Source organism: Microbaculum marinum, from assembly GCF_037855135.1.
Taxonomy (GTDB): Bacteria; Pseudomonadota; Alphaproteobacteria; order Rhizobiales; family Tepidamorphaceae; genus Microbaculum; species Microbaculum marinum.
Genome location: NZ_JAZHOF010000012.1, coordinates 140,979 through 163,019 on the forward strand (window position 1 = coordinate 140,979; position 22,041 = coordinate 163,019).

Below are 22,041 nucleotides of genomic sequence, written 5' to 3' on the forward strand. Positions count from 1 at the left end.
CGGCGATTCCAATGACCTATTGCGTCGGCATTCTGGTTGACGATGGACTCGTGATGATCGGCGACACCCGTACCAACGCGGGCGTCGACAATATCGCCACATACCGGAAACTTCACGTTTTCGAACAGCCCGGCGAGCGGTTCGTGGCCGTCGCCTCCGCCGGCAACCTTGCCGCGAGCCAGGCAGTGCTCAGCCTGCTGACGGAAGGCATCGGCGATCCCGACAGCGACAACTTCGCGACGATCTGGACCCAGCCCAGCATGTTCAAGACCGCGCAGTTCGTCGGACGCGCGATCCGGGAGGTCTACCAGTTCGACGGCAAGTCGCTCGAGCAGCAGCAGGCCGGATTCGACATCACCTTCCTGGTGGGCGGCCAGGTCAAGGGCGGCCAGCTGCGCCTGTTCATGGTCTATGCGGCCGGCAATTTCATCGAGGCGACCAACGACACGCCCTATCTGCAGATCGGCGAGCACAAGTACGGAAAGCCGATCCTCGACAGGGCGATCCGGCACGACACCGGCCTGCAGGACGCGCTCAAGCTCGGCCTGATCTCGATGGATTCGACGATGCGCTCCAACCTCAGCGTCGGAATGCCGATCGATTTCGTGCTGTACCGCCGCGGCGCACTTCAGGCCGAACTGACCCACCGGATCGAGCCGGGGGAGCCCTACTTCCACGACCTGCAGGACCGCTGGTCGAACGCGCTGAAAGCCGCCCACAAGGCCATCCCGCGGCCGCCCTACGGCAACGGCTGACCAGCCCCAGGGGCGACTCCGGCCGGACGGTGGTTCCGCTCGGCCGGAATGCAATCAGTGCAACCCGTAGACGCCCTTGGCCTTGCGCCATTCGGTCGGGCCTACCAGCTTCTTGTGGCAGACCTTCACGGAATGGACCGGCCCATCGATTTCGCGGTCCCAGAAGTCGAGGAAACGGAAGAGCTCGGGAAAGTCCGGCGCCAGGTCGTAGTGCTGCCACAGGAATTCCTGAAGAATTGCGGGATGGTCCGGCAGGCGGTACAGGATGTTCGCCGTGGTCAAGCCGTATCCCTTCAACTGGGATTCGAATTCGATGGAAGCCATAAGCGTCTCCAGGTAGCCATCAAACACGAAAAGTGTCGCAACGACTCAACGCCTTTGCAATATGCAAGTTCCTGATTAGCCTTGTAATTCAATATTTTAGCAGCAACTCCGGATGAGTGCTGACAGGCCGGCGTGCCGCTGCCTCAATCCTCGGCGGGCTGCCCCGCCCGCAGGCGCGCCAATGCCTCCGGAGTGTCCACATCCCTGAGAACCCCGTCGCCGGCGATCTCCAGCTCCGCCACGAGCTCGGCGTTCTCGCCGATCAGATGCCGGGCGCCGACGTCGCCGCGAATCGCCGACAGGGCCTCGAAGAAGCGCCGCCCCCAGAGGACCGGGTTGCCGCGCTTGCCGGCCACCGTGGGCACGACGGCGGCGCGGCCTTCGGCCGGATCGAAGACGCCGATGAGCCGGTCGATGACCGCCGCACTCACGCCGGGCATGTCGCCGAGGCACACGACTGCACCGTCCGCGTCTTCGGGCAGCGCGGCGATCCCCGCCTTCAGCGAGGTCGACAGGCCGTCGGCGTAGTCGGGATTGCGCACGAAGGCGACGTCGAGGCCGGCCAGCGCCGCCTCCACCCGCTCGCGCTGATGCCCGGTGACGACGACGACCGGGGCGGCGCTGCTGCCGAGGATCGCCTCGGCGGCAATGCGCACCATCGGCCGTCCTCCGATCTCCTCGGTCAGCTTGTTTGCGGTGCCCATGCGCCGCGACTGGCCGGCGGCGAGCAGGATCGCGGCGACGCGAGGCGACCTGGTCTCCGCCTCCTGCCCGGCGCGCGGCTGCGGGCGGCTCTCGATTTCCATCAGCAGGCCTCCGACCCCCATCGCCGTCACGTCGGCGGCGGAAACGGGAACGCCGGCGAGATAGCGCTGCAAAACCCAGTCGAAGCCGTTTTCCTTCGGACTGCGGGCGCAGCCCGGCGCACCGATGACCGGCTTTCCGCGGTAGTCGCCGATCAGCAGCAGGTTGCCGGGATCGACCGGCATTCCGAAATGGGTCACGACACCGCCGGCACGCTCTATCGCCGCAGGGATGACGTCCCCCCGGTCGACGATCGCCGAGGCGCCGAAAACGAGCACCAGCTCGGCGCCCCTTTCCTCCAGCTCCCGGATTGCCCCCGCAACGGCGGCGGCCTCGTGGGGCACCCGGAGCTCCTCGAAAATGTGCGCGCCGCTCGGCGCCAGACGGTCAGCCAGGACGCGCGCGGTCTTGTCGAGCATCTTGTCCGGCGTGCCGGGCAGGACCGACGCGACGACGCCGACCCTGGTCAGCCGGTAGGGCCGAACCTCGAACAGGCCGCCTTCCGGAACGGCGGCCAGCGCCTTGTCGACCGACGCGCCGGACACCGCAAACGGGATGATCTTGACGGTCGCGATCATCGTGCCGTCGCGCACCGGCTCGAAGGCGGCAAGCGTCGCCAGAGTGACCGCCTCGTCGATCCGGTTGAACGCGTCGATGGCATCCTTCCTGACCGACAGGATGCCGGGAACCTCGGAGAACAGGTTGGCGCGGCCGGTGAACGCCCGGTCGACCCGGACGTTGGCGCCGGCGACCGCAGAGGCGAGCCGCGCGGCGGCATCGTCCTCGTGGACGTCGCCGGGCTCGAGCCGCGCCGCGATCACCTCCACGATGCCCGCTTCCCGCAAGGCCTCGATCCTGTCGGCGGTGAGAACCGTGCCCTTGCGGACGGTCTTGCGGCCGGCACGCTGCGAATGCGCCAGGATGGCGCCCTCCGCCTCTCCGACAGGGACCGGACCGAACCTCATGCCGCCTTCGCGGAGTCCGATCCGAGCCTGAGCGTCCCGGTGATCTGCGCCATGATCGCCACGGCGATCTCGGCGGGGCTCTGCGAGCCGATCGCCAGGCCGATGGGGGCGTGGATGCGGGCCAGTTGCGCCTCGGTGATGCCTTCAGCGGTCAGCCGCTCGACGCGACGGGCGTGCGTCTTGCGGCTGCCGAGCGCGCCGATATAGAAGCACTCCTTGCGGATCGCATGGATCAGACCGGGATCGTCGACCTTCGGATCGTGGGTGAGCGCGCAGAAGGCCGTCCAGCGATCGACGCCGATCTCCGGCAGGACTTCGTCCGGCCATTCAGCGATCAGCCTGACATCGGGGAACCGGTCTTCGGTGGCAAACGCGGTGCGCGGGTCGACCACGGTGACGTCATAGCCCAGCCGACGGGCGATCGGCGCCAGTTCCTGACTGATATGCACCGCGCCGACCAGCACGAGCTTGGCCGGCGGCACCAGCACGTTTGCGAAGCCGCCGCCCTCCTCCTCCTTCAGCGGACGGGAGCGGCCGGCGCGGACCAGCGCGTCATAGAGGTCGGGCCGATCCGAGCCCTCGATGTCCTCTTCGCGGATCAGCTTCTGGTCGCCCGTCGCGGTATCGGTGATCAGGATCACCGCCCGCCGGGCGGCGCGTTCGGCGTTCAGTTCGGCGAGAATATCGAGTTTCACGGCAAGCCCCTCACGTCCTGTCCATCGCCATCCGCGCCCCGAGACCGATCAGGATCGTCCCGCCGACGGCACGGGCAAAGCGCTGCGCCATCGTGCTCGCCTTCAGCCGGACCATCGCCGCCGACGCAACGAGGATCACCACGATGTCGGCGGAGGAGAAGGCAAGATTCACGATCGTGCCGAGCACCAGCAGCTGCGCCCATACCGGCAGGGCGGCCGCGGGATCGACGAACTGCGGGAGGAAGGCGACGAAGAAGATCGCCGTCTTCGGGTTGAGGATCTCCACCAGCATGCTGTCGACAAATGCCCGTGCCGGCGACCGCGAGGAAATCGCGACGGCAGGATTCTCGCCCCTCGCGCCGCGGATCATCGAGATGCCGAGCCAGACCAGGTATGCGGCACCGGCAAGCTTGATCGCCAGGTAGATCTCCGGCACCAGCCTCATCAGCGCCGCGAGACCGAGAACCGCCCCCAGCACGTGGACATAGCAGCCGACATGGATGCCGAGCGCCGCCATCAGTCCGCCGCGGCGGCCGCGCGCCAGCGTCTGCGCCGCCGTATAGAGCATCGCGGGTCCCGGCATGTAGGCGAAGATCGCGGTCGCCAGCGCGAATGCGACCAGGAGATCGGCGGACGGCATCACTCCACCTTCTCGACGAACACCTTGATGCGGCCGCCGCAGGACAGGCCGACGCGCCAGGCGGTTTCGTCTGCGACGCCGAATTCCAGCGTCCTCGGCTTGCCGGTGTCGATCACGTCGATCGCCTCCGAGATCACCGCGCCTTCGACGCAGCCGCCGGACACGGAGCCCTCGAAGTTGCCTTCGGCATCGATGACGAGATGGCTGCCGACAGGTCGCGGCGCCGAGCCCCAGGTTTCCACAACGGTGGCCAGCGCGACGTCACGGCCGGCGTCGCGCCAGGTCTGGGCGATGGCCAGCGGGTCGTCGATCGGGGCGCTTGTCGTTTCGGTCATTTCACACTCCCGGTTCGTTCGGGGAACTGCGCATAGAAATAGTATCGCCGCGGCGCCGGGACAGCCCCGGAACGCCGCTCACCCGCTCACGCCGCCCTCGCCTTCAGCCATTTCGCGGGATCGGCGTCGCCGCGCCTGCGGGTATCGAGCGCCTCGATCAGGTCGGCCATGGCATCGAGGCTGTGGATCGTCCGGAACTCGTCGACATGCGGCAGCATGGTGACGATGCCGGCGGCCTTCGCCTCGAAGCGGTCGTAGCGCAGCAGCGGGTTGAGCCAGATCAGCCGCCGGCAGGAACGGTGCAGCCGGTCCATCTCGAAGGCGAGTTCGCCCTGGCCGCCGCGTTCCAGCCCGTCCGTGACCAGCAGCACCACGGCGCCCTGCGCCAGGACGCGGCGGGACCATTTCCGGTTGAACTCGTGCAGGCAGTCGGAAATCCGCGTGCCGCCGGCCCAGTCGGCGACGGCGTCCGAGCACCGCTCCAGCGCCTCGTCGGGGTCGCGCGCCTTGATCTGGCGGGTGATGTTGGTCAGCCGCGTGCCGAACACGAAGCTCGACACCCGTCCGCGCGCCTCGGTCAGAGCGTGCAGGAAGTGCAGGAACATCCGGCTGTACTGCGTCATCGAGCCGGAGATGTCGCAGATCGCAACGAGCGGCGGATGGCGCTCGGCCGGGGCCAGCTTGCGCAGGTCGATGACGCCGCCGCCGCCGCTGCGGATGGTGGAGCGGAAGGAGCGGCGCAGATCGATCGTCCTGCCGCGCGACGAGGGCTCCAGCCGGCGCGTCCTGACCTTGTTCAGCGGCAGCAGCATCCGGCCGATCAAGCGCCGCGCCTCGGCAATCTCGGCGGCCGACATCTGCTCGAAGTCCTTGGCCTGCAGCACCTCCTGATCCGACAGCGTCAGCCTGGCGTCGATCTCCAGCTTCGGCTTCTGCTTCTCGGGCGGCTGCTCGTTCTTCATCAGCGCATCGGCGACGCGCGAGCGGACCTCGTTCTCGTCCTTCTTCGGCGCGCCCGGCGACGGCGGCAGGAGCTGCGCCATCATCCGTTCCAGAAGCGCCCGCTTGCGCCAGTAGAGCCGGAAGGCCTGGTCGAACAGCTCGTGGTCCTCGCGCCGGTTGACCAGGACCGAGTGCAGCACCCAATAGAAGTCCTGCTTTTCGCCGATGCCGGCCGCCTCGACCGCGCGGATCGCGTCGACGACCGCGCCCGGGCCGACGCGCATGCCGGCGGTGCGCAAGGCGCGGGCAAAATGCACGATGTTGTCGGCGAGCCGGCCTTCGAAGGCCTCCGGTGCGGTGTTCGGATCCAGATCCGCCAATTCCTACTCCCCAAAGCCGGAGGGGGCCGGTGCGCAGCACCGGATCGCGGCGGCGGAGCCCCTCACCCGGCGCTTCGCGCCGACCTCTCCCCACGGGAGAGGTGCGCCTGCGGCGCTCGACACGGCGAACCTCCGATGGCGCTCCGGATGGCGTCGCGGCATGCACGGGGTTCCACCTCTCCCACCGGGAGAGGTCGGATCGCGCAGGCGATCCGGGAGAGGGGTTCCGGCGCAGGCAATCTGGCGCATCGCTTCTCCCCGAATGCCGCCCCTATCCTGCCGCGCGCAGGTCCGCGCGCGCCTGGTCCAGGACTTCCTTGGCCTTGCCGCCCTGCATCCGGGCGATGTCGTCCTGGTACTTGAGCAGCACGCCGAGCGTGTCGGAGACGGTCGCCGCATCGAGTTCGACGGCGTCCAGTTCGGTCAGCGCGGTCGCCCAGTCGAGCGTCTCGGCGACGCCGGGAGCCTTGAACAGGTCCTCGTTGCGCAGCGCCTGCACGAAGGCGACGATCTCGCGGCTGAGCCGCTCGGGCGCGCCGGGCACCTTGGCCCTGACGATCTTCAGCTCGCGTCGGGCGTCGGGATAGTCGACCCAGTGATAGAGACAGCGCCGCTTCAGGGCGTCATGGATCTCGCGGGTGCGGTTCGACGTGATGACGACGATGGGCGGATGATCGGCATGGACCGTGCCGATTTCCGGGATCGTCACCTGGAAGTCCGACAGGACTTCCAGCAGGAAGGCCTCGAAGGCCTCGTCGGTCCGGTCGAGTTCGTCGATCAGCAGGACCGGCGGGCCGGCGGTATCCGGCTCCAGCGCCTCCAGCAGCGGGCGCTTGATCAGGAAGCGCTCGGAAAACACGTCCTCGCCGAGCCGCTCGCGGTCGGCGATCCCCTCAGCCTCGGCGAGCCGGATCTCGATCATCTGCGCGGCATAGTTCCACTCGTAGACCGCAGACGAGACGTCCAGCCCCTCGTAGCACTGCAGCCGGATCATCCGGCGGCCGAGCGCCTGCGCCAGCACCTTGGCGATCTCGGTCTTGCCGACGCCCGCCTCGCCTTCCAGGAACAATGGCCGGCCCATCTTCAGGGAGAGATAGAGGACGGTGGCCAGCGACCGGTCGGCGACATAGTCGGCCGAGGCGAGCAGCTTCAGCGTGGCGTCGATGGACTCTGGGACGTTCGGAGGGGTATCGGCCAAGGCGGACTCCGGTAGGCTCATAGAGATGCGGCCGGCACCCGAGGACGCCGGCCGCAATTCAGGTCATTCAAATAGGCCGCGTATTGCCCGGCTCAAGCCGCCGCGACCGCGCGCCGCGCCATCACCCCGATCAGGTGCGCCCGGTACTCGGCGCTGGCGTGGATGTCGCTGTTGAGGTCGGCGTCGCTGACCGTAACGCCTTCGAGAGACTTGGCTGCGAAGCGGCCGGCAAGCGCCTCCTCCAGCGCCGTTGCCCGGAACACGCAGGGTCCCGCCCCCGTCACCGCAACGCGGACGTCCTTGCCGCGCTTGGAGACGAAGACGCCGACCAGCGCATAGCGCGAGGCGGGGTTCGGGAACTTCGCGTAGCCGGCCTTGCGGGGGATCGGGAACAGCACTTTGGTGATGATCTCGCCCTCCTCCAGCGCCGTCTCGAACATGCCGACGAAGAACTCGTCGGCCGGGATCTTGCGCTTGTTGGTGACGATCGTCGCGCCGAGGCCGAGGCAGGCTGCCGGGTAGTCGGCATTCGGATCGTTGTTGGCGACCGAACCGCCGATGGTGCCGCGATGGCGCACGTGCGGATCGCCGATGCCGCCGGCGAGTTTCGCCAGTGCTGGGATCGCCTCCTTGACCACGTCGGAGTTCGCCACCTCGGCGTGCCGGGTCATCGCCCCGATGTGGATCGTGCGGCCCTTCTGCTCGATGCCGCTCAGGCCCTCGACGCCGTTGAGGTCGATCAGGTCGGACGGCGCCGCCAGCCGCTGCTTCATGGTCGGCAGCAGCGTATGGCCGCCGGCCAGGATCTTGGCATCCTCGGAACTGGCCAGAAGGTTGACCGCTTTGCGGACCGATGCCGGCCGATGGTAGGTGAAAGGATACATCTGCGTTCTCCTTATTCCGCGGCCGCGCGCTGGGAGGTCTTACGGGCGGCGCGCCACACGGCCTGGGCGGTCGCAGGCATTGCCAGATCCTCGTGACCGAGCGCGTCGGTGATGGCATTGATGACGGCGGCCGGCGAGGCGATCGCGCCTGCCTCGCCGCAGCCCTTCATTCCGAGCGGATTGGACGGGCATTCGGTGACCGTCGTGTCCACCTTGAAGCTCGGCAGGTTGTCGGCGCGCGGCATGGTGTAGTCCATGAACGAGCCCGACAGAAGCTGGCCCTCGCTGTCGTAGGCGGTGCCCTCCATCAGCGCCTGGCCGACGCCCTGGGCGATGCCGCCGTGCACCTGGCCTTCGACGATCATCGGATTGATGATCGTGCCGAAGTCGTCGACGGCCACCCAGTTGGCGATCTCGGTGACCCCTGTCTCGGGATCGACCTCGACCTCGCAGATGTGACAGCCGGCCGGGAAGGTGAAGTTGGTCGGGTCGTAGAAGGAGGTTTCCTTCAGGCCCGGCTCGATCTCGGAGGGCGGGAAGCCGTGCGCGACATAGGCGCCGAGCGCGAGCGACGTCCAGTCGATCGACTTGTCGGTGCCCGACACGGTGAAGTTGCCGTCCTTGAACTCGATATCGGCTTCGGACGCCTCGAGCAGGTGGGCTGCGATCTTCTTGCCCTTGTCGACGACCTTGTCGAGCGCCTTGGAGATCGCCGACATCCCGACCGCGCCCGAGCGCGAGCCGTAGGTGCCCATGCCGAACTGCACCTTGTCGGTGTCGCCGTGGACGATGGAGACGTTCTCGAAGGGAATGCCGAGCCGGTCCGCGACGAGCTGGGCGAAGGTGGTCTCGTGGCCCTGTCCATGGCTGTGCGAGCCGGTCAGTATCTCGACGGTGCCGACCGGATTGACCCGGACCTCGGCGGACTCCCACAGGCCGACGCCCGCGCCGAGGGAGCCGACCGCCTGCGACGGCGCGATGCCGCACGCCTCGATATAGGTCGATATACCGATGCCGCGCAGCTTGCCGCGCCGCGCCGACTCGCGCTTGCGCTTGCCGAATCCCTTGTAGTCGGCCAGGTCCATCGCCTTGTTCAGCGAGGCATGATAGTCGCCCACGTCATAGGCCATGATCACCGGCGTCTGGTGCGGGAACTTGCGGATGAAGTTGCGCTTCCGCAGCGTCGCCGGATCGATCCCCATCTCGCGCGCGGCAACCTCGACGATGCGCTCGATGACGAATGTCGCTTCCGGACGGCCGGCACCGCGATAGGCATCGACCGGCGTCGTCGTCGTGTAGACGGTGTCGACCTCAGCGTAGATCGCCGGGATGTCGTACTGCCCCGACAGCAGGGTCGCATAGAGATACGTCGGCACCGACGAGGCGAACAGATTCATGTAGCCGCCGACGTTGGCCAGCGTCTTGACGCGCAGCCCGAGCATCTTGCCGCGCTCGTCTAGGGCCAGTTCCGCCGTGGTCAGGTGGTCGCGGCCATGCGCGTCCGAAAGGAACGCCTCCGTGCGGTCGGACGTCCACTTCACCGGCCTGCGCACCTTCTTCGACGCCCAGACGCAGACGGTCTCTTCGGGATAGACGTAGATCTTCGAGCCGAAGCCGCCGCCGACGTCGGGCGCGATCACACGCAGCTTGTGCTCCGGTGCGATGTTCAGGAACGCCGACATCACAAGGCGTGCGACGTGCGGGTTCTGGCTGGTCGTCCACAGCGTGAAGTGGTCGGTGCCGGCATCGTATTCGCCGACGGCCGCACGCGGCTCCATGGCGTTCGGCACCAGCCGATTGTTGGACAGCTCGATCCGGGTGACATGATGAGCACCGTCGAAGGCAGCGTCCGTCGCCGCCTTGTCGCCAAGCTCCCACTCGAAGGCGGTGTTGCGCGGCGCCTCGTCGTGGAGAAGCGTGGCTGACGATTGCGCCGTGGCCAGATCGACCACCGCCGGCAGGACCTCGTAGTCGACCTCGACAACCTCGGCGGCCTGCTTCGCCAGCGCCAGGCTGTCGGCGATGATCACCGCGACCGGGTCACCGACGTAGCGGACCTTGCCCTGCGCCAGGCACGGATGACCCGGCGTCTTCATCGGCGATCCGTCCTTGGAATGGATCATCCAGCCGCAGGGCAGCGGGCCGATTCCGTCGGCGGCAAGGTCGTCGCCCGTCAGCACAGCGTGCACGCCGGTCATTGCCGTGGCGGCACTGGAAGTGATGCCCTTCACACGGGCATGGGCATGCGGCGAGCGCAGGAAATAGGCGTGGACGTGACCCGGCCGGTTCATGTCGTCGGTGTAGTGGCCGTTGCCGGTGATGAAACGTTTGTCCTCGACCCGCTTTACGCGAGCTCCGATTCCGTTTGCGTTCATGTTGTCTCCTCCCAGAGACTCGTCATCCCAGAACGCGAGGTCCCGAGAAATGAATTTTCTGATTTGATCGGCGGCGTCATCGGGGGCCTCTTCGGGCCTGTTCAGCCCATGCTCTGCGCACCGGCACTGATCGCCTTGACGATGTTGTGGTATCCTGTGCAGCGGCACAGGTTGCCTTCCAGCTCGTGCCGGATGGTGTTCTCGTCGACATCCTTGCCGAGCCGGTTCACCAGATCGACGGCAGCCATGATCATGCCAGGCGTGCAGAACCCGCACTGCAGGCCATGATGCTCGCGGAAGGCCTCCTGCATGGGATGCAGGTCGTCGCCGTTGGCCAGCCCCTCTATTGTCGTCACCGACGCGCCTTCGCACTGCGCAGCAAGCATCGTGCAGGACTTCAGGGCCTTGCCATTGACGTGAACGACGCAGGCACCGCACTGGCTTGTATCGCACCCTACATGGGTGCCGGTCAGCCGCAGGTTCTCACGGAGATACTCGACGAGTAGCGTGCGGGGGTCCACGTTTGCGGACACCGCCTGACCGTTCACGGTCATGGATACTTTCGGCATTGCGCTCCTCCCTCAGACAGCGGGATACCTGTCTGAACTCTCGATTTTGCCGGACTGGTACTGTGGGGCGAAACTTGCGGATTTCCTGCAAGATTCGTGGGGTGTTTCGATGGCCTCCACATTAGATTTGTTATTTTTATTGATTTTTGACCCAATTCCGCAAGCGGTCAAGCGAACAATTCCCGAACCGGGCCGTCACGCCGCATTTTCGCGGGAGGCGAGGCGGTCGCGGAAGTTGTTGAAGAACTGGTCGGCGGTCTTCTTGGCTGCACCGTTGACCAGGCGCTGTCCGATCTGGGCGATCTTGCCGCCGACCTGGGCATCGACATCGTAGGTGAGCAGCGTGCCGCCCCCTTCGGCGTCGGCAAGACGCACGACGGCAGCCCCCTTGGCGAAACCGGCGACGCCGCCCTGCCCCTGGCCCGAGATCTTGTAGCCGTTCGGCGGATCGATATCGGAGAGGGTGACCTCGCCTTTGAACTTCGCCTTGACCGGACCGATCTTGGAGGTGGCGACCGCGTGGTACTCGGTATCGCTCACCTTCTCGAAGCTCTCGCATCCGGGAATGCAGGCCGAGAGCACATCCGGATCGTTCAGGGCCGCCCAAACCGTCTCGCGGTCGGCGGGGAGCGTGTACTCGCCCGACATCTTCATTGCCATTTTCGACTCTCCTCAGCCAACAACGCACCGGAGTGTAGCGACTGCGGCGACGATTTAAAGCGGCGAGGCGTGACATCGACGCGGCGCTGCGACTAATCTCCGCACGCCATTTCTGGTCGAATGCGCCCAAAACCGTCGGAAACGCCTTGCACTCCGAGCTGCTGACGCCCCTCCTTTCGTCGCCCAAGATGCAATCCATCCTGGCGGACGACCGGCGCATGGCTGCCATGCTGGCCTTCGAATCGGCCCTGGCGCGCGCGGAGGCGCTCGCGGGAATCGTGCCCCGGGACGCGGCCGCGACGATCGGCGCTGCCTGCGGATCGTTCAAGCCCGACATCGCATCGCTTGCGGCCGCCACACGGCTCGCCGGCAACCCCGCCATTCCCTTCGTGAAGGCACTGACCGCGCATTGTCCGGAACCGGGCAAGGCCTGGGTCCACTGGGGGGCGACCAGCCAGGACGTCGTCGACACCGCATCGGCGCTCGTGCTGCGCGAGGGCATCGGCCATATCGACGGTCAGATCCAGCGCCTCGGCGACGGCCTCGCGACCCTGGCGGAGACGCACCGATCCAGGGTGATGCCCGGCCGTACGCTGCTGCAGCCGGCGCTGCCGATCACCTTCGGCTTCAAGGTCGCCGGCTGGCTGGACATGGTGACGCGCTGCCGTGGCGCCGTGCTGGCGGCGGCGGATGCGGCGCTCGTCCTGCACTTCGGCGGCGCGGTGGGCACGCTCGCCGCAATCGGCGAGGAGGCCGAATCGGTTCGCGCTGCCCTGGGCCGCGAACTGGGCCTCCCCGTTCCGGCGGTGACCTCGCACACCGCCCGCGACCGATTCGCCCGGCTGGGCATGGAGCTGGCGATCCTGACCGGCGCTCTCGCCAAGATCGCCGGCGACATCGCGCTGCTCATGCAGGCCGAGATCGGCGAAGCGTCGGAACCGGCGGCGCCGGGGCGCGGCGGCTCGTCGACGATGCCGCAGAAGCGCAATCCGGTTGCCACAGTCGTCGTGCGGGCCGCGGCGCTGCGCGCCAACGGCCTCGCCGCCGGCCTGCTGGCCGCGATCCCGCAGGAACACGAACGCGGCGCCGGCGGCTGGCATGCCGAATGGGCCCTCCTGCCGGATCTCTTCGACATCAGCGCCGGAGCGCTCGAGCACATGGCGGAAACGATAGCCGGGCTCGAGGTGCGGCCGGACAGGATGCGGGAAAACCTCGATACGGGATCGGGCACGCTGATGTCGGAATCGCTGATGATGGCGCTGGCGCCGGAGATCGGCCGGGCGCAAGCCCATCACCTCGTGCAACAGATCGCCGAACACGCGATCTCGCAGCAGCGGACGCTTCGAGACGTCGCGATGGACACCGAGGACGTCGCCGAAGTGATCGGCATCGACGGCATCGAGAAGGCGCTCGATCCGGCGTCCTATCTCGGCATAGCCGAAGCGACCGTCGATGCCGCCATTCGCGGCTGGCGCGTCAGGCAGGGCTGAACGCACAGGACAAGACAGGCGGGAGGAGGCAGCGATGCCGTACACACGATCCGGGGAAACCACAATCCACTATGAAGTCACCGGCAATCCCCTCAAACCCTGGCTCGTCCTTTCCAATTCGCTGGGCACCGACATCGGCTTCTGGGACGACCAGGTCGGCGTCCTCGAAAGCGACTTCCGCATCCTGCGCTACGACACGCGCGGCCATGGCGGCTCGGGCGCGCCGGAGGGCGACTACACCTTCGAACAGCTCGGCGGCGACGTGCTGGCGGTGATGGACGCCGCCGGCGCCGACACGGCGCGGTTCTGCGGCCTGTCGATGGGCGGCACCACCGGGCTCTGGCTGGCCATCAACGCACCGCAGCGCTTCGAGCAGCTGGTCCTCTGCAACACCGGCGCGAAGATCGGCGATGCCTCCGTCTGGCAGCCGCGCATCGACGCGGTGAAGAGCGACGGCATCGCGCCGATCGTCGAGGGCGTCGTCGAACGCTGGTTCACCGAAGGGTTCCGGCAGGCCGAACCGAAGACCGTCGACAGGATCCGGGCGATGATCCTGCGCACCTCGCCAGCCGGCTATGCGGGGTGCTGCGCGGCGCTGCGCGACACCGACCTGCGCGCCGGCATGCAGGCGATCCGGCTGCCGACGCTGGTCGTCGCCGGCGCCCACGATCCGGCCACCCCGCCGGCGCTGTCGGAGGAGATCCGGGCGGCGATCCCCGGCTCCCGCATGGTGACGCTGCCCGCCGCCCACCTGTCGAACATCGAGGCAAGGGCCGAGTTCAACGACGCCGTGTCCGACTTTCTGAAAGGATGACCGCGATGGACGACGAGACACGCCACGGCCGGGGCATGAGCAATCGACGCGGCGTACTCGGCGACACCCATGTCGACCGCGCCGTCGCCGGGACGAGCGATGTCGACCGCGATTTCCAGGATCTCATAACCCGCTACGCCTGGGGCGAGATATGGGAGCGGCCGGGACTCGACCGGCGCACCCGCAGCCTGCTGACCATCGTCATGCTGCTGGCGCTCGGCCACCACGAGGAACTGAAGATGCATCTGCGCGCCTCGGTGAACTGCGGCGTCAGCCGCGAGGAGGTCCAGGAAGCGCTGCTGCAGGCGGCAATCTATTGCGGGGTGCCGGCGTCCAACTCCGCCTTCAAGGCCGCCAAGGAAGTGTTTGCCGAAATGGATGCGGCCGGCTCGTGAGCAGGCCTGGTTCCTGCGTCGCGGGCGTTCCCACTCCGCCTGGCGTGCGACCTGCGAACAAATGGCCGTTTGGCGCCCAAACCACCGTTGCGGGACCTGTCCGTCGCTTGAATCAGCGAAACGCAAAAACTAGCCTCGCGGTGCTGAGGACCGCCGGCGCCGCGAGACAACCAACAACCGCGGGCGCGCGAGGCGATCTGCTTGGGAGGACATCATGAAACGAGCCGTATTCGCATTCGCCGCGGCAGCCGTCGCACTGGCAGCACCGGCCTTGCCGGCGTCCGCACAGGATGCCGTGCTGAAGATCCATCAGTTCCTGCCGGCCCCGGCCCCTGTCCCGAAGAACTTCATCGTGCCGTGGGCGGAGAAGGTGAAGGAGGAGTCCGGCGGCAGGATCGACTATGAATTCTATCCGTCGATGCAGCTCGGCGGCGCGCCGCCCGCCCTTTACGATCAGGTGCGCGACGGCGTTGCGGACGTCATCTGGACCCTGCCCGGCTACACGCCCGGCCGCTTCCCCGGAACCGAGGCCTTCGAGCTTCCGTTCATGCCGACCAACGCCGAGGCGACGTCGCAGGCGGCCTGGGACTATTACGAGAAGTACCTGCAGGACGAGTTCGAGGACGTGAAGGTCATCGCCGTGCATACACACGGCCCGGGCCTGATCCACGCCAAGGGCGACGGTGTCGAGAGCCTGGAGGACCTGCAGGGCATGAAGCTGCGCGGGCCGACCCGCATGGTCAACAAGATGCTGGAAAGCCTCGGCGCCACGCCGGTCGGCATGCCGGTTCCCGCGGTTCCGGAATCGCTCTCCAAGGGTGTCATCGACGGCACCGTGATCCCGTGGGAGGTGACCGCGCCGCTCAAGGTCGCCGAACTGGTCGACTCGCACACGTCGTTTTCTGGCGACCGCGGCTTCTACACGAGCTTCTTCATCTTCGCGATGAACAAGGACACCTACGACGCGCTGCCCGACGACCTGAAGAAGGTGATCGACGACAATTCCGGCCGCGAGACGTCGAAGTGGGTCGGCCGCGTCATGGACGAAGGCGACGCTCCCGGTCTGAAGATCGCCACCGAGCGCGGCAACAAGATGATCGTGCTCGACGAGGCGGAGACCGCCCGCTGGAAGGAAGCCGCCCAGCCGGTGATCGACGGCTGGATCGCCGAGATGAACGAAAAGGGCATGGACGGCCAGGCGATGTATGACGACGCCAAGGCCATGATCGAGCAGTACAGCTCGAACTGATCGCTCCGTCCGCGGCAAGGCCGCGGAGCGCCATTGCCCGGGGCGGACCCGAGGTGTCCGCCCCGTCCGCACAAGATGCCTGAACCCTCGACGCCGGCGCGCCCATGTCGATGCCCACCGCGAGCGACCAGATGCACGAGCCGGGCCTCTCCCCGGAACTCGAGAGCAGGATCGGTCGCATCGTCGGCGCCGTCGCCGCCTTCCTGGCAGTAGCCGGCGGCCTTCTTCTGCTGTTCCTGGTGGCAATGACGGTGATCAGTATCACCGGGCGGGCGTTCGTCGGCGTCTTCCACTTCGCCCCGCTGAACCGGCTCGGACCCGTTCCCGGCGATTTCGAGATGGTCTCGGCGGGATGCGCCGTCGCGGTTTGCGCGTTTCTGCCGTGGTGCCAGTACAGGCGGGGTCATGTCACGGTCGATGTCTTCATCACGCCGCTGAGCGGCCGCTGGAAGGCGGTCCTGTCGCTGGTCGGCAACGTCCTCATGACCGTTGCCGCGGTGCTGATCGCCTGGCGCATGCAACTCGGCCTCGCCGACAAGCTCAGCTACAACGAGACCACGATGATCCTGGAAATGCCGGTCTGGTACGGATACGCCGGAGCGGTGGTCGGCCTTTGGGTCTTCGCGCTGACGTCGCTCTACACGGTCTGGCGGTCGATCAACGAGATCGCCGCCGGCCGCGAAGGCCCCTGACGGACCGGCTGACGGACAGGCTTCATGGACCGGCTCGAAATCGCCCTCGTCTCCATTCCCGTCCTGCTCGGCATGATCTTCGTGCGCGTGCCGATCGGCCTTGCGATGCTGCTGTGCGGCATCGGTGGCACCGTGCTCGTCACCGGGCGCTGGGTCCCGATCATGGCGAGCCTCAAGTCGCTCACCTACGACGTCATATCGAACCATTCCCTGTCGATCGTGCCGCTGTTCCTGCTGATGGGACAGTTCGCCACCAAGGGCGGCATGTCGGAATCGCTGTTTCGCGCCGCCGCCGCCTTCCTCGGCCACCGGCGCGGCGGCGTCGCCATGGCGGGGATCGGGGCCTGCGCCGGCTTCGGGGCGATCTGCGGATCGTCGCTGGCGACGGCGGCAACCATGGCCCAGGTAGCCCTGCCGGAAATGCGTCGCTACGGCTATTCCGGGGCGCTTTCGACGGGATCGCTGGCGGCCGGCGGCACGCTCGGCATCCTGATCCCGCCATCGATCGTGCTGGTGATCTACGCGATCCTGGCCGAGCAGAACATCGTCAAGATGTTCATCGCGGCGATCATTCCCGGCATCATGGCGGCGGTAGGCTTCATGCTGGTGGTCGCCGTCTACGTGCGCGTCAACCCGGCGTCGGCCGAAACGCGGGAGCGGGTCGACTTCCGGGGGCGGGTCCGCGCCGTCGTCGATGTCTGGCCCGTCGCCCTGATCTTCCTGCTGGTGATCGGCGGGATCTACGTGGGCTGGTTCACGCCGACGGAAGCGGCCGCCGTCGGCGCCGCGGGCACCGGCATCCTGGCGCTGCGGTCGGGCGAACTCGACTGGAAGGGGCTGAAGGACTGCCTGCTGGCGACCGCGGTCTCCACGGCGATGATCTATTTCATCGTCTTCGGCGCGCAGGTCTACAATACCTTCCTGGCGTTTGCGCAGCTTCCCCAGACGAGCGCCGAATGGGTGGCCGCGTCCGGCTTCAGCCCATGGATGGTGCTGGTGCTGATCCTCGTCGCCTACCTGCTCTTCGGCTGCGTGATGGATTCGCTGTCGATGATCCTGCTGACCGTCCCGATATTCTTCCCGCTGATCATGACGCTGGACTTCGGCATGAGCCCGGAGGAAACGGCGATCTGGTTCGGGATCCTGGTGCTCGTGACTGTCGAATTGGGCCTTGTGACGCCACCGGTAGGGATGAACATCTTCATCATCAACTCGCTGGCTCCCGACATTCCCCTCACCGAGACCTATCGCGGCGTCGTACCGTTCCTGATTGCCGAGATCATCCGCATCGCCCTCCTTGCAGCGATCCCGGCGATCATCCTGTTCCTGCCGCGCATGATGCAGTGACCGGACCGGGGGCGATCGCCGCAAACCGCCGTCCACATTAAAAACTCAGGGCGTGTCTTCTTCGGAATTGTCAGCCTAATGGCGGCTTGGTAAGACGGATGATGAGCCGCGACGGCTCGCCTTGCGGCAGTGCACAGGACGGCGAAGCCCGGCACGGCTGCAGTTCACGGGGGGACGTGTAAGCATGGAGTATTTCCTCCAACAGCTGATCAACGGCGTGACGCTCGGCTCCATCTACGGGCTCATCGCGATCGGCTACACGATGGTCTACGGGATCATCGGCATGATCAATTTCGCCCACGGCGACATCTTCATGATCGGCGCCTTCATCTCGCTGATCCTCATCATCCTCATCGGCCTGACCGCGAGCGCCTCCATCGCCGTGCTGATGCTGGCGCTGATCCTGGTGCTGGTGCTGGCCATGGCGCTGACCGCCATGTACGGCTGGACCGTGGAGCGCCTCGCCTACCGGCCGCTGCGCACCTCGTTCCGGCTGGCGCCGCTGATCACGGCCATCGGCATGTCGATCGTGCTGCAGAACTACGTGCAGATCGTCCAGGGCGCGCGGGTCAAGCCGCTGCAGCCGCTCATCTCCGGCGGCTACACGCTGACCACGCTGCACACGGACCAGGGCTCTTTCGCGGTCAACCTGTCCTACATCCAGATCATCATCGTCGTCACCACCATCGTGCTGATGACGGCCTTCTCGCTCATCATCGCCAAGACATCCCTCGGCCGCTCCCAGCGCGCCTGCGAGCAGGATCGCAGGATGGCGGCGCTGATCGGCGTCAACGTCGACCGGACGATTTCGTTGACCTTCGTCATGGGCGCCGCGCTCGCCGCGGTCGCCGGGATGATGTACCTGCTCTACTACGGGGTGATCGACTTCTACATCGGCTTCGTGGCCGGCGTTAAGGCCTTCACCGCGGCAGTGCTGGGCGGCATCGGCTCGCTGCCCGGCGCCATGCTGGGCGGCCTGCTGATCGGCCTGATCGAGACCTTCTGGTCGGCCTACTTCTCCATCGAGTACAAGGACGTCGCCGCCTTCTCGATCCTCGCAATCGTGCTGATCTTCATGCCCTCCGGCATCCTCGGCCGGCCGGAGGTGGAGAAGGTATGACCAGCACCGCCGACACGCCTGTCTCGAAGCCGCCGGAGCGCGGCTTCGCCGACTCGCTCAAGGACGCCGGGCTGGCCGCCCTCGTCGCCCTGGTCCTTGCCGCCCCCATCATGGGCCTGCGGACCTTCTCCGACCCCGGCGGCGGCGGTCTCCTGATTGTCACCGAGTGGCCCCTGGTCATCGGCGCCGTCATCGTCGTCTTCGTCGGGCGCCTGCTGCTCGACCTGTTCGTCTGGCGCCGCCTCGTGCCGATGCCGATCGGCCAGAAATGGTTCCGGATGCCGGGCGGCAGGCCGCTCGCCCATCACGCCGAGCGCCTCGGCGGATGGTTCGGTCCGGTCGCCCTTCTGATCGCGGTCACGCTACCGTTCCTGCCGGTCTCCGACCGCTACGTGATGGATCTGTCGATCCTCGTGCTCACCTACGTGATGCTGGGCTGGGGCCTGAACATCGTCGTCGGCCTCGCCGGCCTGCTCGACCTCGGCTACGTCGCCTTCTACGCGGTGGGCGCCTACTCCTACGCGCTGCTGGCCCAGTATTTCGACCTCGGGTTCTGGATCTGCCTGCCGCTGGCGGGAATCCTGGCCGCCTTCTGGGGCATCCTGCTCGGCTTTCCGGTGCTCAGGCTGCGCGGCGACTACCTGGCCATCGTGACGCTGGCCTTCGGCGAGATCATCCGCGTCGTCCTGTTGAACTGGTACACCTTCACCAACGGCCCGGACGGCATCTCGGGGATTCCCCGCCCCTCCTTCTTCGGCCTCGAGTTCGAACGCGGCGACGACGGCTTCGCGGCCTTCTTCGGGCTCGAGTACTCGCCGATGCACCGCATCATCTTTCTCTACTACCTGATCCTGATCCTCGCCCTGATCACCAACTTCGTGACGATCAGGCTGCGCCGGCTGCCGGTCGGCCGGGCCTGGGAGGCGTTGCGCGAGGACGAGATCGCCTGCCGCTCGCTCGGCATCAACACCACCTCGACCAAGCTCACCGCCTTCGCCACCGGCGCCATGTTCGCGGGCTTCGCGGGATCCTTCTTCGCCACGCGCCAGGGCTTCATCAGCCCGGAATCCTTCACCTTCATCGAGTCCGCGCTGATCCTCGCCATCGTCGTGCTGGGCGGCCTCGGCAGCCAGATCGGCGTCGTCATCGCCGCCGTCGTGATGATCGGCGGCTTCGAGTACTTCCGCGAGTTCGAGCAGTACCGCATGCTGATCTTCGGCCTGGCCATGGTCGTCATCATGGTCTGGCGTCCACGCGGCCTGATTTCCACGCGCCAGCCCTCGATCGCGCTGGGCAAACGAAAGGCGATCTCGGGCGATCTGGTCGGCGAGGGGCACGGATGAGCGCGGCGGAAAGCATTGCGGCGACGGCTCCGCAGGCGCGGTGGGCCGAGAATCCGATCCTCAACGTCGAGCACCTGACGATGCGGTTCGGCGGACTCGTCGCCGTCGACGACCTGAGCTTCAAGGTGGGCCGCGGCGACATCTCGGCGATCATCGGTCCCAACGGAGCCGGCAAGACGACCGTCTTCAACTGCATCACCGGGTTCTACAAGCCGACGGAGGGAATGCTGACGCTGAGGCAGGCCGACGGCGAGCGGTTCCTGCTGGAGCGGATGCCCGACTTCAAGATTTCCGCCGAAGCGAAGGTCGCCCGCACCTTCCAGAACATCCGCCTGTTCGGCGGCATGACGGTGCTGGAGAACCTGATGGTCGCCCAGCACAACCCGCTCATGGTGGCGTCCTACTACACCTTCGGCGGAGTGCTCGGCCTGTCGCATTTCCGCCGGGCGGAGACCGGCGCGGTGGATCTCGCCCGGTACTGGCTCGACCGCATCCGGCTGCTCGACCGGGCCGACGACCCCGCGGCCGATCTGCCCTACGGTGCGCAGCGACGTCTCGAGATCGCCCGCGCCATGTGCACCAGGCCGGAACTGCTGTGCCTCGACGAGCCGGCCGCCGGCCTCAATCCGCGCGAAAGCTCAGAACTCAACGAGCTGATGCGCTACATCCGCGACGAGCACGGCACCTCGGTGCTGCTGATCGAGCACGACATGAGCGTCGTCATGGAGATCTCCGATCACGTCATCGTGCTGGACTACGGCGAGAAGATCGCCGACGACACGCCCGAGGTGGTCCGCAACGACCCCGCCGTCATCGCCGCCTATCTCGGCGTCGAGGACGAGGAGGTCGAGGAGGTTGAGCGGGAGGTCGAGGTGACCGCCGCGACCCTCGGCGACGGCGGGACGGACAAGCCATGAGCGCGTCCGAGACCACCAACGGAACCGGCAACGGAGCCGCCCTGCTGTCGGTGCGCGGCGTCGAGACCTACTACGGCAAGATCGTTGCGCTGCGCGGCGTCGACATCGAGGTCAACACCGGCGAGATCGTCACCCTCATCGGCGCCAACGGCGCCGGCAAATCGACGCTGATGATGACGATCTGCGGCGACCCGCGGGCACGCGCCGGACAGATCGTCTTCGACGGCGCGGACATCACCCAGATGCCGACCCACGACATCATCCGGCTGCGCATCGCCCACGCGCCGGAAGGCCGGCGCATCTTTCCCCGGATGACGGTTCTGGAGAACCTGCAGATGGGCGCGATCACCACGGACCTGTCGAACTTCGACACGGATCTGGAGCGCGTCTACACCCTGTTCCCGGTCCTGAAGAAGCGCATGCACCAGCGCGGCGGCACGCTGTCGGGCGGCGAGCAGCAGATGCTGGCGATCGCCCGCGCGCTGATGAGCCGGCCGCGGCTCCTGCTCCTCGACGAGCCCTCGCTCGGCCTCGCCCCGCTGATCGTCAAGCAGATCTTCGAGGTGATCGGCGAGCTGAACCGCGAGGAAGGCCTGACCGTGTTCCTGGTCGAGCAGAACGCCTATCACGCGCTGAAGCTCGCCCACCGCGGCTACGTCATGGTCAACGGCGCGATCACCATGAGCGGCACCGGCCGCGAGCTTCTGGCGCGCGAGGAAGTGCGCGCCGCCTACCTCGAAGGCGGGAGGCATTGATGGGCGTACTCTGGGAGAATTCCTTCGGCGTCTTCCTGCTGATGACGGTTTTCCTCGGGGGCGGCGCCGCCTGGCTGTCCGGCCGGGCGATCGCCATGACCTGGCGGCCGGTCTGGCAGGTCGTCACCTACATGATCCTGCTCTCGGCGGTCGTCCGCTTTCTCTACTACGGGCTGTTCGAGGGCTCGCTGCTGTCGCTGCACTACTACCTCGTCAACCTGGTCATCCTGCTGATCATCGCCGGCCTCGGCTTCCGCATTACCAGGGTCGGCCAGATGGTGTCGCAGTACCCGTGGCTGTACCAGCGCTCCGGGCCTTTCGCCTGGAAGCAACGGGCCGGCGCGCCGGAAACCATGTGAGGCAGATTGGCCACTTGGCCCGTGGTTTTTCGCA

At 66.9% G+C, this 22,041-nt stretch carries 23 protein-coding genes; 12 read left to right on the forward strand and 11 right to left on the reverse strand.

Annotation, left to right across the window (positions count from 1 at the left end; all coding sequences use genetic code 11):
* Positions 1-11 precede the first annotated feature (11 nt).
* Positions 12-755: a proteasome-type protease gene (locus V3328_RS24035; protein WP_340332265.1), complete on the forward strand. Its 744-nt coding sequence runs from the start codon at positions 12-14 to the stop codon at positions 753-755.
* A gap of 54 nt (positions 756-809) precedes the next feature.
* Here the strand turns inward: V3328_RS24035 and V3328_RS24040 are convergent, their stop codons facing one another.
* From V3328_RS24040 to V3328_RS24090, 11 genes are all read right to left on the reverse strand, one after another.
* Positions 810-1,079 (reverse strand): usg protein, encoded by a 270-nt coding sequence (locus V3328_RS24040; RefSeq protein WP_340332266.1) that lies wholly within the window; start codon positions 1,077-1,079, stop codon positions 810-812.
* A gap of 143 nt (positions 1,080-1,222) precedes the next feature.
* Positions 1,223-2,848, reverse strand: a complete 1,626-nt coding sequence (locus V3328_RS24045; protein ID WP_340332267.1) for an NTP transferase domain-containing protein — start codon at positions 2,846-2,848, stop codon at positions 1,223-1,225.
* Entirely contained in the window at positions 2,845-3,543 is a 699-nt protein-coding gene (locus tag V3328_RS24050; protein ID WP_340332268.1) for an XdhC family protein, read from the reverse strand. The genes V3328_RS24045 and V3328_RS24050 overlap by 4 nt, the downstream gene beginning before the upstream one ends.
* 10 nt (positions 3,544-3,553) lie before the next feature.
* On the reverse strand, positions 3,554-4,183 hold the full coding sequence (locus V3328_RS24055; protein ID WP_340332269.1) for a LysE family translocator: 630 nt from the start codon (positions 4,181-4,183) through the stop codon (positions 3,554-3,556).
* A complete protein-coding gene (locus tag V3328_RS24060; RefSeq protein WP_340332270.1) occupies positions 4,183-4,518 on the reverse strand; it encodes an XdhC family protein in 336 nt (111 codons plus the stop codon). The genes V3328_RS24055 and V3328_RS24060 overlap by 1 nt, the downstream gene beginning before the upstream one ends.
* A gap of 86 nt (positions 4,519-4,604) precedes the next feature.
* The gene (locus V3328_RS24065; RefSeq protein WP_340332271.1) at positions 4,605-5,840 is read right to left on the reverse strand and encodes a vWA domain-containing protein; all 1,236 of its coding nucleotides are present in this window, start codon (positions 5,838-5,840) and stop codon (positions 4,605-4,607) included.
* Between the two features lie 271 nt (positions 5,841-6,111).
* Entirely contained in the window at positions 6,112-7,038 is a 927-nt protein-coding gene (locus tag V3328_RS24070) for an AAA family ATPase (RefSeq protein ID WP_340332272.1), read from the reverse strand.
* Between the two features lie 92 nt (positions 7,039-7,130).
* On the reverse strand, positions 7,131-7,922 hold the full coding sequence (locus tag V3328_RS24075; protein WP_340332273.1) for an FAD binding domain-containing protein: 792 nt from the start codon (positions 7,920-7,922) through the stop codon (positions 7,131-7,133).
* 11 nt (positions 7,923-7,933) lie between these two features.
* Complete coding sequence (locus V3328_RS24080) at positions 7,934-10,297, reverse strand: xanthine dehydrogenase family protein molybdopterin-binding subunit (protein ID WP_340332274.1); 2,364 nt, start codon at positions 10,295-10,297, stop codon at positions 7,934-7,936.
* 101 nt (positions 10,298-10,398) lie between these two features.
* On the reverse strand, positions 10,399-10,866 hold the full coding sequence (locus tag V3328_RS24085; protein ID WP_340332275.1) for a (2Fe-2S)-binding protein: 468 nt from the start codon (positions 10,864-10,866) through the stop codon (positions 10,399-10,401).
* A gap of 195 nt (positions 10,867-11,061) precedes the next feature.
* Positions 11,062-11,526 carry an SRPBCC family protein gene (locus V3328_RS24090; RefSeq protein WP_340332276.1) on the reverse strand — a complete coding sequence of 155 codons (465 nt, stop codon included), beginning with the start codon at positions 11,524-11,526 and terminating at the stop codon, positions 11,062-11,064.
* A 146-nt stretch (positions 11,527-11,672) separates the two neighbouring features.
* On the opposite strand from V3328_RS24090, the gene pcaB reads away from it, so the two are divergent.
* From pcaB to V3328_RS24145, 11 genes are all read left to right on the forward strand, one after another.
* The gene (pcaB, locus tag V3328_RS24095) at positions 11,673-13,016 is read left to right on the forward strand and encodes a 3-carboxy-cis,cis-muconate cycloisomerase (protein ID WP_340332277.1); all 1,344 of its coding nucleotides are present in this window, start codon (positions 11,673-11,675) and stop codon (positions 13,014-13,016) included.
* A gap of 34 nt (positions 13,017-13,050) precedes the next feature.
* Complete coding sequence (gene pcaD, locus V3328_RS24100; RefSeq protein ID WP_340332278.1) at positions 13,051-13,830, forward strand: 3-oxoadipate enol-lactonase; 780 nt, start codon at positions 13,051-13,053, stop codon at positions 13,828-13,830.
* A 5-nt stretch (positions 13,831-13,835) separates the two neighbouring features.
* Complete coding sequence (pcaC, locus tag V3328_RS24105) at positions 13,836-14,225, forward strand: 4-carboxymuconolactone decarboxylase (RefSeq protein WP_340332279.1); 390 nt, start codon at positions 13,836-13,838, stop codon at positions 14,223-14,225.
* Positions 14,226-14,439: 214 nt separating this feature from the next.
* Complete coding sequence (locus V3328_RS24110; RefSeq protein WP_340332280.1) at positions 14,440-15,474, forward strand: TRAP transporter substrate-binding protein; 1,035 nt, start codon at positions 14,440-14,442, stop codon at positions 15,472-15,474.
* A 104-nt stretch (positions 15,475-15,578) separates the two neighbouring features.
* Positions 15,579-16,166, forward strand: a complete 588-nt coding sequence (locus V3328_RS24115; protein WP_340332281.1) for a TRAP transporter small permease — start codon at positions 15,579-15,581, stop codon at positions 16,164-16,166.
* Between the two features lie 24 nt (positions 16,167-16,190).
* Complete coding sequence (locus V3328_RS24120; RefSeq protein WP_340332282.1) at positions 16,191-17,513, forward strand: TRAP transporter large permease; 1,323 nt, start codon at positions 16,191-16,193, stop codon at positions 17,511-17,513.
* Positions 17,514-17,697: 184 nt separating this feature from the next.
* On the forward strand, positions 17,698-18,633 hold the full coding sequence (locus V3328_RS24125; protein WP_340332283.1) for an ABC transporter permease subunit: 936 nt from the start codon (positions 17,698-17,700) through the stop codon (positions 18,631-18,633).
* Positions 18,630-19,976: a high-affinity branched-chain amino acid ABC transporter permease LivM gene (gene livM, locus V3328_RS24130; RefSeq protein ID WP_340332284.1), complete on the forward strand. Its 1,347-nt coding sequence runs from the start codon at positions 18,630-18,632 to the stop codon at positions 19,974-19,976. The genes V3328_RS24125 and livM overlap by 4 nt, the downstream gene beginning before the upstream one ends.
* Complete coding sequence (locus tag V3328_RS24135) at positions 19,973-20,893, forward strand: ABC transporter ATP-binding protein (RefSeq protein WP_340332285.1); 921 nt, start codon at positions 19,973-19,975, stop codon at positions 20,891-20,893. Before livM ends, V3328_RS24135 begins: the two co-directional genes overlap by 4 nt.
* Positions 20,890-21,648, forward strand: a complete 759-nt coding sequence (locus V3328_RS24140; RefSeq protein WP_340332286.1) for an ABC transporter ATP-binding protein — start codon at positions 20,890-20,892, stop codon at positions 21,646-21,648. Before V3328_RS24135 ends, V3328_RS24140 begins: the two co-directional genes overlap by 4 nt.
* On the forward strand, positions 21,645-22,007 hold the full coding sequence (locus V3328_RS24145; protein WP_340332287.1) for a DUF6867 family protein: 363 nt from the start codon (positions 21,645-21,647) through the stop codon (positions 22,005-22,007). The genes V3328_RS24140 and V3328_RS24145 overlap by 4 nt, the downstream gene beginning before the upstream one ends.
* The last annotated feature ends 34 nt before the right edge of the window (positions 22,008-22,041 follow it).

What these genes read in the sequence shown, in the direction of transcription:
- V3328_RS24035 (WP_340332265.1), top strand. Translation starts at nt 12, where the DNA reads ATGACCTATTGCGTCGGCATTCTGGTTGACGATGGACTCGTGATGATC.
- V3328_RS24040 (WP_340332266.1), bottom strand. Translation starts at nt 1,079, where the DNA reads ATGGCTTCCATCGAATTCGAATCCCAGTTGAAGGGATACGGCTTGACC.
- V3328_RS24045 (WP_340332267.1), bottom strand. Translation starts at nt 2,848, where the DNA reads ATGAGGTTCGGTCCGGTCCCTGTCGGAGAGGCGGAGGGCGCCATCCTG.
- V3328_RS24055 (WP_340332269.1), bottom strand. Translation starts at nt 4,183, where the DNA reads ATGCCGTCCGCCGATCTCCTGGTCGCATTCGCGCTGGCGACCGCGATC.
- V3328_RS24060 (WP_340332270.1), bottom strand. Translation starts at nt 4,518, where the DNA reads ATGACCGAAACGACAAGCGCCCCGATCGACGACCCGCTGGCCATCGCC.
- V3328_RS24075 (WP_340332273.1), bottom strand. Translation starts at nt 7,922, where the DNA reads ATGTATCCTTTCACCTACCATCGGCCGGCATCGGTCCGCAAAGCGGTC.
- V3328_RS24080 (WP_340332274.1), bottom strand. Translation starts at nt 10,297, where the DNA reads ATGAACGCAAACGGAATCGGAGCTCGCGTAAAGCGGGTCGAGGACAAA.
- V3328_RS24085 (WP_340332275.1), bottom strand. Translation starts at nt 10,866, where the DNA reads ATGCCGAAAGTATCCATGACCGTGAACGGTCAGGCGGTGTCCGCAAAC.
- V3328_RS24090 (WP_340332276.1), bottom strand. Translation starts at nt 11,526, where the DNA reads ATGGCAATGAAGATGTCGGGCGAGTACACGCTCCCCGCCGACCGCGAG.
- pcaD (WP_340332278.1), top strand. Translation starts at nt 13,051, where the DNA reads ATGCCGTACACACGATCCGGGGAAACCACAATCCACTATGAAGTCACC.
- pcaC (WP_340332279.1), top strand. Translation starts at nt 13,836, where the DNA reads ATGGACGACGAGACACGCCACGGCCGGGGCATGAGCAATCGACGCGGC.
- V3328_RS24110 (WP_340332280.1), top strand. Translation starts at nt 14,440, where the DNA reads ATGAAACGAGCCGTATTCGCATTCGCCGCGGCAGCCGTCGCACTGGCA.
- V3328_RS24115 (WP_340332281.1), top strand. Translation starts at nt 15,579, where the DNA reads ATGTCGATGCCCACCGCGAGCGACCAGATGCACGAGCCGGGCCTCTCC.
- V3328_RS24120 (WP_340332282.1), top strand. Translation starts at nt 16,191, where the DNA reads ATGGACCGGCTCGAAATCGCCCTCGTCTCCATTCCCGTCCTGCTCGGC.
- V3328_RS24125 (WP_340332283.1), top strand. Translation starts at nt 17,698, where the DNA reads ATGGAGTATTTCCTCCAACAGCTGATCAACGGCGTGACGCTCGGCTCC.
- livM (WP_340332284.1), top strand. Translation starts at nt 18,630, where the DNA reads ATGACCAGCACCGCCGACACGCCTGTCTCGAAGCCGCCGGAGCGCGGC.
- V3328_RS24135 (WP_340332285.1), top strand. Translation starts at nt 19,973, where the DNA reads ATGAGCGCGGCGGAAAGCATTGCGGCGACGGCTCCGCAGGCGCGGTGG.
- V3328_RS24140 (WP_340332286.1), top strand. Translation starts at nt 20,890, where the DNA reads ATGAGCGCGTCCGAGACCACCAACGGAACCGGCAACGGAGCCGCCCTG.